The 13,978-nt window shown below is 70.0% G+C and carries 13 protein-coding genes; 3 read left to right on the top strand and 10 right to left on the bottom strand.

Annotated elements, in window-relative coordinates; genetic code table 11:
* Positions 1 to 42: 42 nt before the first annotated feature.
* On the bottom strand, positions 43 to 723 hold the full coding sequence (locus ACFZCY_RS19205; RefSeq protein WP_391173985.1) for a heparin lyase I family protein: 681 nt from the start codon (positions 721 to 723) through the stop codon (positions 43 to 45).
* Positions 724 to 1,145: 422 nt separating this feature from the next.
* Positions 1,146 to 1,907 (bottom strand): TetR/AcrR family transcriptional regulator C-terminal domain-containing protein, encoded by a 762-nt coding sequence (locus ACFZCY_RS19200; RefSeq protein WP_391173988.1) that lies wholly within the window; start codon positions 1,905 to 1,907, stop codon positions 1,146 to 1,148.
* 150 nt (positions 1,908 to 2,057) lie between these two features.
* On the opposite strand from ACFZCY_RS19200, the gene ACFZCY_RS19195 reads away from it, so the two are divergent.
* Entirely contained in the window at positions 2,058 to 3,191 is a 1,134-nt protein-coding gene (locus ACFZCY_RS19195; protein WP_391173990.1) for an FAD-dependent monooxygenase, read from the top strand.
* A gap of 87 nt (positions 3,192 to 3,278) precedes the next feature.
* Here ACFZCY_RS19195 and ACFZCY_RS19190 read toward each other — a convergent pair whose 3' ends face one another.
* Positions 3,279 to 4,451, bottom strand: coding sequence for an alpha/beta fold hydrolase (locus ACFZCY_RS19190; protein WP_391173993.1), 1,173 nt, complete (start codon positions 4,449 to 4,451; stop codon positions 3,279 to 3,281).
* A gap of 103 nt (positions 4,452 to 4,554) precedes the next feature.
* On the opposite strand from ACFZCY_RS19190, the gene ACFZCY_RS19185 reads away from it, so the two are divergent.
* Both ACFZCY_RS19185 and ACFZCY_RS19180 read left to right on the top strand, forming a co-directional pair.
* On the top strand, positions 4,555 to 5,130 hold the full coding sequence (locus tag ACFZCY_RS19185) for an ABATE domain-containing protein (RefSeq protein WP_391173996.1): 576 nt from the start codon (positions 4,555 to 4,557) through the stop codon (positions 5,128 to 5,130).
* Between the two features lie 502 nt (positions 5,131 to 5,632).
* The gene (locus ACFZCY_RS19180; protein ID WP_391174000.1) at positions 5,633 to 6,295 is read left to right on the top strand and encodes a phosphatase PAP2 family protein; all 663 of its coding nucleotides are present in this window, start codon (positions 5,633 to 5,635) and stop codon (positions 6,293 to 6,295) included.
* Positions 6,296 to 6,302: 7 nt separating this feature from the next.
* On the opposite strand, the gene ACFZCY_RS19175 is transcribed toward ACFZCY_RS19180, so the two are convergent.
* From ACFZCY_RS19175 to ACFZCY_RS19145, 7 genes are read right to left on the bottom strand one after another with little or no spacing between them, the layout of a single operon-like run.
* A complete protein-coding gene (locus ACFZCY_RS19175) occupies positions 6,303 to 7,646 on the bottom strand; it encodes a glutamate-1-semialdehyde 2,1-aminomutase (RefSeq protein ID WP_391174003.1) in 1,344 nt (447 codons plus the stop codon).
* 7 nt (positions 7,647 to 7,653) lie between these two features.
* Entirely contained in the window at positions 7,654 to 8,205 is a 552-nt protein-coding gene (rfbC, locus tag ACFZCY_RS19170) for a dTDP-4-dehydrorhamnose 3,5-epimerase (RefSeq protein WP_391174006.1), read from the bottom strand.
* Positions 8,202 to 9,422, bottom strand: coding sequence for a polysaccharide pyruvyl transferase family protein (locus ACFZCY_RS19165; RefSeq protein WP_391174009.1), 1,221 nt, complete (start codon positions 9,420 to 9,422; stop codon positions 8,202 to 8,204). The genes rfbC and ACFZCY_RS19165 overlap by 4 nt, the downstream gene beginning before the upstream one ends.
* Positions 9,419 to 10,366 carry a glycosyltransferase gene (locus ACFZCY_RS19160; RefSeq protein ID WP_391174012.1) on the bottom strand — a complete coding sequence of 316 codons (948 nt, stop codon included), beginning with the start codon at positions 10,364 to 10,366 and terminating at the stop codon, positions 9,419 to 9,421. The genes ACFZCY_RS19165 and ACFZCY_RS19160 overlap by 4 nt, the downstream gene beginning before the upstream one ends.
* Positions 10,363 to 11,670 (bottom strand): hypothetical protein, encoded by a 1,308-nt coding sequence (locus ACFZCY_RS19155; protein ID WP_391174015.1) that lies wholly within the window; start codon positions 11,668 to 11,670, stop codon positions 10,363 to 10,365. Before ACFZCY_RS19155 ends, ACFZCY_RS19160 begins: the two co-directional genes overlap by 4 nt.
* Entirely contained in the window at positions 11,667 to 12,965 is a 1,299-nt protein-coding gene (locus ACFZCY_RS19150) for a DUF4910 domain-containing protein (RefSeq protein WP_391174018.1), read from the bottom strand. The genes ACFZCY_RS19155 and ACFZCY_RS19150 overlap by 4 nt, the downstream gene beginning before the upstream one ends.
* A complete protein-coding gene (locus ACFZCY_RS19145; RefSeq protein WP_391174020.1) occupies positions 12,953 to 13,978 on the bottom strand; it encodes an NAD-dependent epimerase/dehydratase family protein in 1,026 nt (341 codons plus the stop codon). The genes ACFZCY_RS19150 and ACFZCY_RS19145 overlap by 13 nt, the downstream gene beginning before the upstream one ends.

Raw genomic sequence — 13,978 nt, 5'->3', positions numbered from 1 at the left:
GGGCCGTGGGCGACGCGTGTTCAGCGTGCGCAATCCGCGGCGTCACCAGTTGGCGGGTTCCGCCAGGCTGTACGAGTTCGCGATGCGTGCCTGGTCGTGGAAGACGGAGAGCTCCCGGGGCCCGGCGGGGAGATTCTCTCGCCAGCCGGTGCAGTAGATGCCAGAGGACCAGCGGATCGTGTTGGACGTCTTGGGCAGTACGGGGACTCCGGTCTTGCTATACGCCTTGGCACCGTTGACCCAGATCTCGATGGCGCCGTTGGTGGCGTCGAACTTCAGGCGCGTGACGATCCGGATCCAGGTGCCGCGCAGATTCGTGACCTTGGCGACGTTCGCGCTGAAACCGCCGGAGCCGCCGATGCGCAGGTCGTCATTCTGGATGAACATCAGCTCCCAGGGGCCCTCCGGATCCTCGGGCGACCATTGCTGGAACGTCACGTTCTGGTTGTGGAACTGCCAGGTGGGGGCAACGTAGACGGCCTGGCCGTAATAACGGTCCTGGCCGACGGCCTGGGTGGAGCCCTGGATGGTCTCGGAGTGGTAGCCACCACCCTCGTCGATGTAGGTCTGCTTGGCCTCGATGGCGTTGCCGCCCTTGTAGGCGGGGGTGGAGACGTTGCGTATGACGCCTTGCTTCTGCGGCTTCTGCGGGTAGTTGGACCAGCCCTGGACAGTGCCTTCGTCCTGGAAGTAGACCCCTGCGGGCAACGCCTGGCCGCTCATGTCGACGCGGGTGCCTGCTTCAGCGGACCCCCCGGTCAGGGCGAGGCCGGCGACCAGGGCTACAGCGCACACAGCTTGGACCCACTTCTGGCTCGACTTCCTTAACATCCGATCAATCCCCTCAGGATCTCAACATGCCTGATTTTCACGCCGAGAAAGTAAGGGAGGCAGCGCAAGTTGTCCAGAGCGTCAGAGCAGAGAGATCCGATGTATTGCTGCGCCGCCGCGTGAACGAGTCCGAACCCTGATCCATCCGCGACGGGGCCACAGAGGCGCGCGCTCCCCAGCGCGAACTGTCCGAGGGATATCGCCGAGGTGGGCCCTCGATCCGGAAGGAGGCCGCAGCGAAGAACCGCCCGGCGGACCTGATCAACATTGCGCTGGAGAAGGTGGTGGAGCCGGTCCGCCTCGGGCTGCGGCGTTCATCCGGCGGGGTCGGATGCCGGTGTCGGCTGGGGCTGGGGCTGGGGCTGGGGGAGGTTATCCATGATCAGGCCGAGGGTGAACTCGAACCGGTCGTGCCCGGTGCCGGAGGTCAGCTCAGCGGCATAGCGGCGGGTCTGCGGAAACATGTCGGCCGGCAGCGCGGTGAACCGGCGGATCAGCTCCTCGCGGCCGAGGACCCATTCCTGGTCCGGGTGTCTGCGCCGCTGCTGGACCAGCGACTGCTCCAAGGCGTAGGCGCTGACGTAGAGGGACAGGGCATCGAGCACCCAGGCGGCGCTCTGCGGTTCGATTCCGCCAGCGAGCAGGATCGCCAAAAGCCCTTCCCTGACCCGCAACGTGGAGAGGTTGGTCGGGACTACGCCCAGCGCGGCACGGGAGACTCCGGGGTATTTCAGGTACTGGTCGCGGATCTGCGTGTACACGTCGATGATTTGCTTGCGCCACGTGACCGGGTCCGGTTCGGGCAGCACGACCTCGGAGCAGAGCCGACCGACGAGCAGATCGTCGATGTCCTCTTTGCTGACGATGTGCGCGTACAGCGACGACGGCCCGGTACCGAGCACCGCGGCGACCCGCCGGATGGTCAGTGCGTCGTAGCCCTCGGCGGCCACGACCTGCAGGGCGGCGTCGGTGATCCGGTCGACCGTGATGGGCTTCTTGCGTGGGGACGCCGCCGAGGGCTCCCCAGCGGGCTGGGCGTGACGAGCTGCTCGGCGTTGCCGGGGATCGGAGGGCATACCGATGACTATAGCTTGACACGATCTAAGTTCGCCTCGTAGAACTTAGATCGTACATGCCGAACTAAGTTCGTATCTGCGTGGTTGGCGTACTTACCCCCTGCTCAGGTCCTGAGCAGGGTTCGGACAGTCTGTTCAGGAGGTGGTGTGATGCGAGTTTCCGTGGCCGGAGCCGGCCTGGGGGGCCTGTGCTTGGCGCAGGGTCTGCGTGGTGCCGGGATCGAGGTCGACGTGTACGAGCGGGACCCAGCGATCACCGCACGATTTCAGGGGTACCGGCTCGTACTGGATCCGGTCGGATTCGAGGCGCTGCGCAACTGTCTCCCACAGCGTTGGCACCCACTGCTGGACGCGGTCGTCAGTGACGCCTACGTTGAGCGACTGGCCCTGGACGCCCAGCTGAACAAGATCGGCGAACTCGGCCCTGCCAGGAGTGGGGTCGTGGTTGACCGGCAAGTACTCCGGCACCTGCTGCTGACCACACTCACTGTGCACACCGGGGCCGCGCTGACCGGTTACGACGTCTTGGACGACGGCAGGGTCGAAGCCCGGTTCGCGCAACGCGATCCGGCAACCGCTGATCTGCTCGTCGGGGCGGACGGGGTCGGCTCCGCGATCCGCCAGGTGCTGACGCCGCGGACCACCCCGACTGACACCGGCGTTCGGTTCGTCATCGGCCGCACGCCGCTGACGGAGCAGTTCGCCGGCCTGTCCCGGGCCTACGGCGGGAAGATCGTCGGGGGCGGAGTGAGTCTGTTGCTCGGGGCAATGCGGTTCCCCATTCCGCCAAAGGAAGCGGCGGAGAAACTGGCACCCGAAGTAACGCTCCCTGACATCCATGACTACGTGCGCTGGGCCATGATCCTCCCGCCGAACGGCTCTCTCGGCACCTTGACGGCACAGGAGGCCGCGCTGTCCAGAATGAAAGGTTGGCACCCGGACCTGCAGGCGCTCATCGAGCAGGCCGACCCGGACAACAGCACCCTGCTGCCCATCGGGGTGGTCGAGCCAGGTGAGCGCTGGGCACCCGGTCCGGTCACGCTGCTCGGTGACGCTATCCACGCCACCTCTCCGACCGGCGGCAACGGCGCGAACACCGCCCTGCGCGATGCCGACCTGCTGGGCCGTTGCCTGGTTGAGGCCGCCGAGGGCCGTCAAGACCTTCTCTCCGCGGTCGACAGCTACGAGCGGCAAATGTTCGAGTACGGGAGCGAGGCCGTGCGCCACAGCCTCGCCGCGCTACCCGCCTTCGTCCCGAACCCGGACCGACCCGAGCCGGCCTAGGTTCAGAACCTCCCAGCCACGCCCTCAAAGTCGAGCGGCACGTTTCCGGCGCGTTCCGGCTCGCTGGTTGCCGGTCCTGGTGCGGATTCACCGATGAGCGGCCAGCACTGCCGCGAGGCCCTCTTGCAGATCTTTGACGAAATACTCGGGAACCTCCAGCGACGGGAAATGTCCCCCGCTTTCGGGCGCCCTCCATCGGACGATTTGCCGGTACCGCTCCTGTGCCCAGGGGCGCGGGCACTTCTCGATGTCGCGGGGATACATACTGATTGCCGACGGGACGTCGACCCGGAGTTCGGGGTCGAGCGAGTTGTGGCTTTCGTAGTAAATGCGGGCCGACGATGCGCCGGTCCGCGTCAGCCAATACAGAGTGACGTTGTCAAGAACGCGGTCCATGGAAATCGTCTCGAACGGGCTGTCTTCGGTGTCCGTCCACTCAGCGAACTTGTCAAGGATCCAGGCGAGAAGCCCGACCGGTGAGTCGACGAGCGAGTAGCCGATGGTCTGCGGTCGGGTCGCCTGCTGCTTCGCATACGCCGCGCGGTGGCTCCAGAAATCGCGGGTGTCCTCGGTCCACTTGCGCTCGGCCGCCGTCAGCCCATCCGTTGTCAACCCGGGCGGCGCCTCCGCGAACGTTGTGTGGATGCCGAGAACGTGCGCCGGGAACCTGCCGCCGAGAACCGTGGTGATATTACCTCCCCAGTCCCCGCCCTGGGCTGCGAACTTGCCATAGCCGAGCCTTCCCATCAGTTCCACCCATGCGGCCGCGATCTTTTCGGTTCCCCACCCGGTGGTGGCCGGCTTGTCGCTGTAACCAAAGCCGGGTAGCGACGGGACCACGACGTGGAACGCCGGCGCGTCTGCATCTTTCGGATCTGCCAGCTCGTCCACTACATCGATGAACTCAGCAATGCTGCCCGGCCAGCCGTGCGTCAAGATCAGAGGAGTGGCATCTGCGCGCGCGGATCGTCGGTGCAGGAAGTGGATTCCCAGATCATCAATGGTCGTGCGGAACTGGCCGATGCGGTTCAGGCGCTCTTCGAACGACCGCCAGTTGTATCCGGTGCGCCAGTAGTCCACGACATCGACGAGGTCGGCGAGAGGAACGCCCTGTTCCCATCGGCGAGGGTCGGGCGCGGCGCGATAGACCGTCTCGGCCTCCGGTAGTCGCGCCGCGGCCAGTCGCGCGCGCAGATCGTCGAGGTCGGCGTCAGTTGCGTGGGCTTCAAATGATTGCACGTCGCTGGTTGGACGGGACATGAGACCTCCTGGCCATCGCGGAACCGGCTGCGACCCATCGCGAACCAGCTAAGAAGGTTCTAGCAGCTCTCCGAGCCACACCGCAACCTGCTAAGGTGGTTCCATGCGTGCTGGGTTCCCTGACTTCCGCCTCGGTAGCGTGCTGGCGACCAGCTTCACGGGGACTCTGTCGGAGCGGCGTGGCAACGCCGTGGAGCGCATTCCCACGCCGCAGCGACTCGTCGACTGGCTGGCAGTGAACGGCCTCGCCGTGGACTCGTGCACCACTGCCCAGCTCGACCTCGCCCGGGAACTGAGGGAGTCGATTCATGCCGCCGCGACAGCGGCCGCACTCCAGGACGCTCTCCCTGCGTCTGCTGTCCAGGTCATCAATGACCGCAGCGCTCAGGGTCGGGCCGCGGCGATCCTGACGCCCGAGGGTAAGCGGCGATGGCAGCTCAGCTCGGCTTCCTGCGTGGAAGATGCCCTCAGCGTGATCGCCGCCGACGCGGTCAGCATCATCGCGGGCGAACGAGACGGAAAATTGGCCTTGTGCGCATCACCGACCTGCCAAGCCGCCTTCTTCGACACCAGCCAAAGCCGCACTCGCAAGTGGTGCGACATGAACACGTGCGGGAATCGTCAGAAGAAGGCGCGCTTCAATGCCAACCAGCGCAAAAGCCCCAGATCAGCGGAGTGATCGATCCCCTGGGCGGGATCAGGCGGTGATCGAGTGCCGGGTCGCCGAGCCGGATCCGTGCGGTGCGACTCGTCGAGCATGCCGCGGAGGCACACCGGGTTCGGCGACAAGTACGTCACCGCGATGGGGCGAAGCGTTCATCGCCGAGCAGCGGCAGCGAGTCGGCCACCACGGCATTGTTCTCCACCGCCGGGATTGACCGACTACCGGTAGGATCAGAAGGAGAGCTGATCCTGATCCCCTGGGCCAAGGCGATGGCCAGGCCGGCGAGTTCGGGGCTGCGCTGGAGGGTGGTCGGACACGACGGGGGGCTCGCGTTGGATCGGCTGGCCGGAGCTGACCTGGATGTCGGCCCAACTCAGTTCGTGGCTGACGATCCCGGACATGTCGGCGGATGGCAGGGGGCGGTTCTTGCGGGGCTCGACCGCCACCGCGTAAGGGGTTGCGGCGCGGTCGAGTTCGGAGAGGGCGCTACCGCCGGTCGACCGGACGCGGTGGGCCTGTGACCGGCCGGCCGGCGCCCGCGGTGCTGCCCCGGTCGCTGCGCGCGTGGCTCGGGTGGATCGCGGTCCTTGCCGTGCTGGTGGTCGGCGTGCTCGGCGTCCTGTACGCCGGCCACGGCGAGCCCGGCAGGGTGGACAGGTGGATCATCGAGCCGACGGCGGACAGTGTGGGGCCGCCCTGGAGGCGCGTCGCTCTGGCCCTGGACTTCTTGGGGGAGCCCGCCGGAGCGGCGGTGCTGATCGTGGCCGCTGTGGCGGGCTGCCTGCTGCTACGGCGTCCTCGCGCGGCGGTGCTCGTCGTTGCCGGCGCGGCCACGGCCGTGGGGACGGCGACGCTGCTCAAGCATCTGGTGGGACGCACCATCCACGGCGACGGCAACCTGTCCTATCCGAGCGGGCACACCGCCTTCTTCACCGCACTCGCCCTCATCGCGGCGCTGCTCGCTGCCGGCCGGTTCGGTCTCGGCAGGGCGGCCGGCACGTCACTCGCGCTCGCCGCGGCGCTCGTGGCCGGGGCCGCGATGGGATGGGCTCAGGTCGCCTTGGGCGCGCACTATCCGACCGACGTGCTCGGCGGCTGGTGCACCGCACTGGCGGTGGTTCCGGCGACCGCGTGGCTGGTCGATCGGATGGCCGACGCCCGTCGGCGGGAGCGGCGCTGACGTCACATCACTCCAAGCGGCGGAAGACGGGCTTCACCGGTCGTCCACCCAGCCAGGGGGTGGGGTCGGCGGCATCGAGGGCCTTCCGGTACACCGCACATGCCCGGGCCACCACGTCGACCGTGTGATCGATGTCGGCGTCGCTGAGCGCACTGCTCACCACGAACGACGGGGCGAGCACCCCGCCCTCGAGGAGCCGGCGCAGGAACAGGGTGCGGTACTGCTGCGACGGCTGCCCGTTCTCGTCGAGGGTGGCGAAGACCAGGTTGCTGGCCCGGCCCCGGACGACGATGTGTTCGCCGACGCCCATGTCGGCCGCGGCGGCGCGGACATCGGCGGCCAGCTTCTCGCCGAGGGTGTGCAGCCGCGCGGTGACGCCCTCTTCGGCGTAGATGGTTTGCACCGCCATCGCGGCGGCCAGCGAGTGCGTTTCCGCACCGTGCGTGGTGGACAGCAGGAACACCCGGTCGCCGGAGTGACGCAACCCCCCCAGCTCCATCAGTTCGCGGCGCCCGGCCAGCGCGGAGACGGCGAATCCGTTGCCCAGCGCCTTGCCGAAGGTGGAGAGGTCGGGGACGACTCCGTACAGGCCCTGGGCGCCCGCCTCGGACCAGCGGAAGCCGGTGATCATCTCGTCGAAGATCAGTACGCAGCCATGCCGGTCGGCCAGCTCGCGCAGGCCGGCGAGGTAGCCGGGCGGAGGCTCGGTGTGGGTGGCGGGTTCGAGGATCAGACAGGCGACCTCGTCCGGGTACCGGGCGAGCAGCTCCTCCGTGGCGGCCAGGTCCCCGTAGGGGAACGCCACGGTGAGTTCGTTGGTCGCCGCCGGAATGCCGGCGGACATCGGCGTGGTGCCGATGAACCAGTCGTCGACGGAGAAGAACGGATGGTCGGCGCAGATGGCCACCCGCGGGCGTCCGGTGGCGGCGCGGGCGAGGCGCACCGCGGCGGTGGTGGCGTCGGAGCCGTTCTTCGCGAACTTCACCATCTCGGCGGTCGGCACCGTGGCCAGGAAGCGTTCCGCGGCTTCGACCTCCACGATGGACGGCCGGACGAAGTTGCTGCCGCGGTCGATTTCCCGCCGCACCGCCTCGGTCACACGTGGGTGGGCGTGGCCGAGGCTGACCGACCGCAGGCCGGAGCCGTACTCGACGTAGCGGTTGCCGTCGATGTCCCACACGTGGGCGCCGCGGCCGTGGCTGATGACCGGGGTCAGGTTCTCGGGGTACTGGTCGTCGCCCTTGGCGTAGGTGTGCGCGCCCCCGGGGATCATGGCGTGCAGCCGCTCGTTCGCCGTCCGCGACCGGGGCAGGAGGAACTCCGTGGTCTGCTCGGTGTGTTCGGTGTCCAAGCCGGCTTCACCCTTCCTTGTGCTTCAGGACCTCGGCGAGGCTCGGCGCCTCCCGGTCCCGCTGGGACATCGATGTGACCGGCAGTGGCCAGGGAACGGCGAGCTCCGGGTCGTCGAAGGCGATCGTCACGTCCTCGGACGGATCGTGCGGGCGGTCGATCCGGTACGAGGTGTCGGCGGTTTCGCTCAGCGCCTGGAAGCCGTGCGCGCACCCCGCCGGGATGTACAGGGTCGCCTGCGTCTCGCCGGACAGTTCGAAGAAGGCCCGCCCCAGGTAGGTCGGCGAGTCCGGGCGCAGGTCCACGACGACGTCGAAGATCTGCCCGTACGAGCACCGCACCAGCTTGGCCTCGCCGGCGCCGGAGCGCAGGTGGAGGCCGCGCAGCACACCCCGGACCGAGCGGGAGACGCTGTCCTGGATGAAGGCGTGCGGGTCGAGACCCACCGAGCGGATCACATCGGCGTCGAAGGTGCGGCAGAAGAAGCCGCGTTCGTCGGCGTACGGCGTCGGCTCGAACAGGTACGCGCCGGCGATTTCCGGGACTTCGGTCGCTTTCATGGAGCCTTCCGTGGGACGTGGGCGTGGTCGTTCGCCGGGAACAGGGTCGTGGTCAAGGCGGTGAATTGGGAAGCGAGTTGCTGTGCGGCGACCCGGTTTCGCTCGGTGAGGGTCTGTCGTAGCTCCGCCGATCGCTTCTCCAGCGCCCGGAACTGCTCGATCAGCCGGTCGGCGTCGACCTCGCGTGCCGGGTGGCAGTACGCGCCGAGGCCCATCCGGTCCATGAGCGCGTCGCTCTTCGCCGCATAGCAGAGGGCGAGCACGGGCGTTCCGGTCTTCAGCGCGCAGATCAGGTTGTGGTAGCGGACGGCCACCACGGTGTCGGCGGCCGCCATCTCGTTCATCAGGTCGGCCAGTGAGGCCGGTTCGGCCGCGGTGACCAGTGGTGAGTCGACCGCGTCGAGGATCGCGGCGACCACCGCCACATCGCACTGGTCGCCGGTGAGGAGCCGGACCGGTCGGCCCTCCTCGACCAGCGCGCGGACGAACCGGATCGTCCCGTCGAGGTAGCGCCGGTGGATCTCCTCGGCCCGGGCGCGGTCGTCGTTGCCGCCGTGGAAGTCCATGACACCGAGGCAGACCAGGCCCGGCGGGCCCGAGGGCGCGCTCGTCGGCGGTGTCGGCAGGGAGAAGGCGAGGTCGGGGTAGACCTCGTCGCGCGTGGTGTCCACGCCCATGGCCCGCATCGCGTCGCGGGACGGGGCGTCCCGGTACGACCGGTACGCGGCCAGCCGCGCCGACCAGCGCACCAGGGCCCGGGTCGGCCGGTTGCCGATCTCGGCGGCGCCGACGCTGACCAGCGCGACCCGGGTGCGCAGCAGCCGGCCACTCGCGCAGAGCAGGAACAGCGAGTACGGGAAGCCCCACGGCCGCAGCGGCAGCGTGGCCTCCAGGACGCCCATGCCGGGCACGATCACGACGTCGTGCCGGCGCACCCAGGCGGCGGTGCGGAAGACGTCGACGAGTTTGCCCAGACCCTTGCCCGCGATCGCGCCCGCTCGCGACGCGGTCCGGTACTCCCCGCGGTACCAGTGCAGCCGCGTCGCGGGTATCCCGAACCGGGCCGTCACCGCCTCGGGTCCGCCGCACAGCGCGTCCACGACCGCGTCCGGGTGCTCGGCGCGGAGGTATCCGAGGACGGCTTCGAGTGATCCGTCGTTGCCGAGGTTGCCGGAGCCGAGCAGGCCGAACACCCCCACACGTGTCGCCGTCCTCATGCCCGCCTCCCTTCACGGCCGGCGACGAGGGCGTCGACGGAGACGGTCAGCTTGGCCGGGTCGACCGGGGCGCGGTCCTCGACCCGCTCGCCGGCGCCCGGCCGGGCCCGGCTGGCCATCCATGCGGCCAGGTGGCGGAAGCAGGCGCGGCGGTCGGCCGGGGACAGCGGGGCCCGCCGGATCGCCGAGGCGAAGCCCCAGACGTACTCGGCGAGCAGCCGGGGCGTCGGGTGCAGCGGGCCCGCCCGGCGCGGGTCCAGGTTGACGCATCGGGAGCGCTTGGAGGGGTTCGCCCGCTCGGCGCGAGTGGGGTGGTCGCGGCGGAAATACAGGAGTTCGGGCACCTGGTGGAAGCGCCCGTGCAGGGCGATCTCGGCGACGAACGTGCGGTCCGCGTGGTGGTAGCTGTCCATCGGCTTCACCCGGCGCAGCGCGTCGGCCCGGATCACCCCGTAGAAGTCGTCACCGCCGGGCTCGAACAGCATGCTGCGGAAGCGCTCCGGCGGGTGCGGTGAGTCGGTGGCGAGCGTGTACTCGTACGGGACCTTCACCTGGCCGTCGCCGTCGATGACCGCCTGGTCGGCGTGCGCGAGGATCACGTCCGGCCGCTCGTCCAGCGCCTCGGCGCAACGCCGCAGCAGATCGCGGGCGTACAGGTCGTCGTGCGAGGCCCACTTGAACAGCTCGCCGCGGCACTGGGTGAACACGTAGTTGTGGTTCGGCGTGGCGCCGACGTTCCGGAGCAGCCGGATGTACCGGATGCGCGCGTCCTGCGCCGCGTACTTGCGGCAGATGTCCTCGGTCCCGTCGGTCGAGGCGTTGTCGGAGATGACCAGCTCGAAGTCCTCGTAGGTCTGGCCGAGCAGCGCGTCGAGCGACTCGGCCAGGTACTCCTCGCCGTTGTACACGGGCAGGCCGATGCTCAGCCTGGGGTGGGCGGTCATGGCGTCCTCACTTCGCGGATGGAGTCTTGGTGGTGCTCGCGCAGGGCGGACCGCAGGTGCAGCCACCACACGGCCGAGCCGCTGACGGTCGCGGCGGCGACGCCCCAGGCCGAGCCGACCGTGCCGGCGACGGCCGCCCCGCCGAGCCCGCCGCCGACGTAGCAGGCGGAGGCGAACAGCTGGGAGCGCAGGCTGCGCCGGGCCGCGCCGAGCGCGCGCAGCCCGGCCGCCGCGCCGGTGCCGAGGCCGGCGCCCGCGACGCCGAGGGTGACCGGCACGATGAGCTGTGCGGCGGAGTGCCAGACATCGCCGAGCGCGAACGCGCCGAGCCGGTCCGGCATCAGCAGCAGCGACCCGCCCCAGAGCAGCGCGCCGGCCGCCTGTCCGCCACCCAGCAGGAGGCAGAACGCGCCGAGGCGGTGCGGGGCCCGCCGCAGTACCCGTGCCGCCTCCGGGACGGTGACCAGCGAAAGGCCCATCAGCACGGCGAGGAACGGGCCGAGCAGGAGCTCGGCGCCCCGCACCGCGCCCACCGCGCCGACCCCGGCGATCGCGCCGAGCCCGTACGCCCGCAGCTGGCTCGCGCCGCTGAGGCAGGTGTTCTCGACCAGGTAGCGGTAGCCGAGATCGCGCTGCTCGCGAAGCCACCCGCGCGCGCCGGCCACCCGGGGCCGGATGCCGGACTGGAGGTAGCCGTACCCCGCCGCGACCGTGGCGGACGCTCCCCAGGCGAGCAGATACGCGGCCACACTGCCCACGCGGGCCGCCACGATCATGGCCGGGACGAGCGCGACGCCCCACACGACGTCGTTGACGAACGCCTTCCGCCCGGCGCCGGCGGCGAAGAACGAGAACCGCCAGGCGTCTTGCAGCAGCAGCCCCGGCAGCATGACGCCGAGGCAGACGAACGCGGGCCCCACGCGGCCGCCGAGGGCCGGCCCGGCCACCAGACACGCCGCGCCGATGGCCGTGCCCACGCCGAGTGCGGTGCCCGTCGACCGGGCCACCGCCCCTCGCCAGGATGCGTCCGGCACGCCACTGAAGCGCACCACGAGCGGATCGGTGGCCAGCCCGCGGGAGATGTTGAGCACCACGCCGTAGGTCACCCAGGCCAGGCTGAACACGCCGAACGCGGTCACCCCCAGCGAGCGGGCCACGTAGATGCCCACCGCGAAGTTGGACATGCTGGAGGCCGCCTGGTCAGCCAGTCCCCAGGACAGCCGGCCGACGAGCGCCCGCTTGGCGGACCCGGCCGGTGGCGCCGTCGTCCCCGGATTCTCCCCCTCGGTGGTCATGGGCGTCATGCCTTGATCAGCCCGGCGCCGTGCAGGGCGCCGGCCGCGGTGGCGACGGTGTCGAACGGCAGCCCGGACCGCTCGGCGACGTCCAGCAGACTGTGCTCGCCATCGGAGAGGTTGAGCACCCAGAGCATGGCCATCTGGGCCTGCTTGGTGTCGCTGCGGCCGCCGAGCGCGTCGTACAACCCGCGCCGTCCCAGCTGTGGTTCACCGTAGGGACTGAGGTTGAGGTACCGCCGGTTGCGGTCGAGGACGGCGAACGCCTCGCGGCAGACCGCGAGGGTGTCCGCCATCGCCTCCGGGGAGACGAAGTCCAGGTTGTCCGCCGACGTGTGGTACTCGGGGTAGCCCGCGTACGGGGTCCGGGTGAGCGAGCCGACGCCCAGATTGAACCCGGGCGAGCAGTACTGCCGCTCGTCGTAGCCGTACGGGGTGAACTCGGCCACGTGGTGCGGGCGTTCGGAGGCGGCCAGCACGTGCCGCATCACCCGGTCGATCTCCGCGTCGCCGCGCCTGCTCTGCTTGTACGTCAACGAGCCCGGGTCGCCGGCGCAGGCCAGCACCAGCCCGTGCTTGACCAGTTCCACCCGCTCGGCGTTGCGGGCCAGCCAGGTGATCGCCCCGATGGTGCCGGGCGCGAAGATGAACCGGTAGGTGTAGTACGGCGACCGCTGTGCCAGCGCGCGGGCCAGGAACGCCGCCACCGCGATGCCGGCCAGGTTGTCGTTGGCCAGCGACGGGTGGCAGACGTGGCAGGAGACGATCACCTCGTCGGCGACCTGCCCGGGGACCACGTGCTCGGCGTAGGTGAGGTGGCCGTCGGCGAGGGTGGAGTCGATACGCACCTCGTACTCGCCGTCCGGCAGCGCGTCCAGGGTCTCCTGGGCCAGGCAGAACCCCCATTCCGGCTTGTAGTAGCTGGTGCGGTACGGCACCCAGGACGGGTGGTCGGGCAGGGTGTGCAGGTGCGCGCGCAGCTCGGACAGCGGCATGGTCGCCGACACCGGCACGCTGTAGCCGAGCACGTGCAGGCTGGACGCCCGGAAGTCGACGACCCGGTGGCCGGCGGGGTCGGCGATGTACGCGTCCCGGATGTTCCACTCCTGCGGCACCGTCCAGTCGAGTACCTGCGTCCCGGTCGGCACCTCGTGCACCTGCAGCGGGATGTACTCGCCGACGATGTCCAGGGTGGCGCGCACACCGTCACCGGTGATGCTCCGGCAGAGCGGGTACAGCCGCTCCACCAGGGCGTACATCTCCTCGCCGGCACCTTCTCCTCCATGCGCGGTCACCGGCGCCACCGCAGCGTGTCGTCGACGGTGCCGGCGTCGGACGCCGCGCGCAGCACGGCGAGGCGGGTGAAGCGCTGCTCGAAGTCCTCCCGGGTCAGCCCGTGTTTCCGGTAGGCGTCGGCGAGTTCGAGCGCGCCCTGTTTCACCGTCCACTCGCAGTCGAAGCCGGGTATCGCGGCGCGGAACCGGGAGAAGTCCACCCGGTACGACCGCGGATCGGCGCCGGTCTCCCCGGTGATCACCACCTCGGCACCGGGCACCGCCTCGGCGACCTGCCCGGCGATCTCGGCGACCGTGACGTTGTTGGTCTCGCTGCCGATGTTGAACGCCCGGTCGTGCACCGCTTCCCTCGGCGCGGCCAGCGCGGCCGTGAAGGCCCGTGCGATGTCGGCGGCGTGCACCAGCGGGCGCCAGGGGGTGCCGTCGGAGAGCACCAGCACCTCGCCGGACAACAGGGCGTGGCCCACCAGGTTGTTCAGCACGATGTCGGCACGCAGCCGGGGCGAGTAGCCGAAGGCGGTGGCGTTGCGCATGAACACCGGGCTGAAGTCGCCGTCGGCCAGGTCGTGCAGGTCGTCCTCCACCCGCACCTTGGACTCCGCGTACGGCGTCACCGGGCGCAGCGGGGCGTCCTCGGCCACCAGGTCCTCGCCGCCGGCGGCGCCGTAGACCGAGCAGGTCGACGCGTACAGGAAGCGCCGCACCCCGGCGTCGCGGGCCAGCCGGGCCAGCCGCACGGACGCGTGGTGGTTGATGTCGTGGGTGAGCTCCGGCGCCAGCGATCCCAGCGGGTCGTTGGAGAGCGCGGCCAGGTGGATCACGGCGTCGACCCCGGCCACGTGTTCGGCCGTGACGTCGCGCAGGTCCACCCGCCGCCCCGGCGGGTCCGTGGGCGTCGGGCCCAGGACACAGTCGGCGAACAGGCCGGCGTCGAGGCCGACGACCTCGTGTCCGGCGGCGGCGAGGACCGGGGCCATGACGGTCCCCAGGTAGCCCTGGTGTCCGGTCAGCAGTACGCGCAT

Source organism: Streptomyces sp. NPDC007983 (assembly GCF_042958345.1).
Classification (GTDB): Bacteria; Actinomycetota; Actinomycetes; order Streptomycetales; family Streptomycetaceae; genus Streptomyces.
Note: the sequence above shows the minus strand (reverse complement) of the source record. Positions and strands in the feature narration are given on the sequence as shown.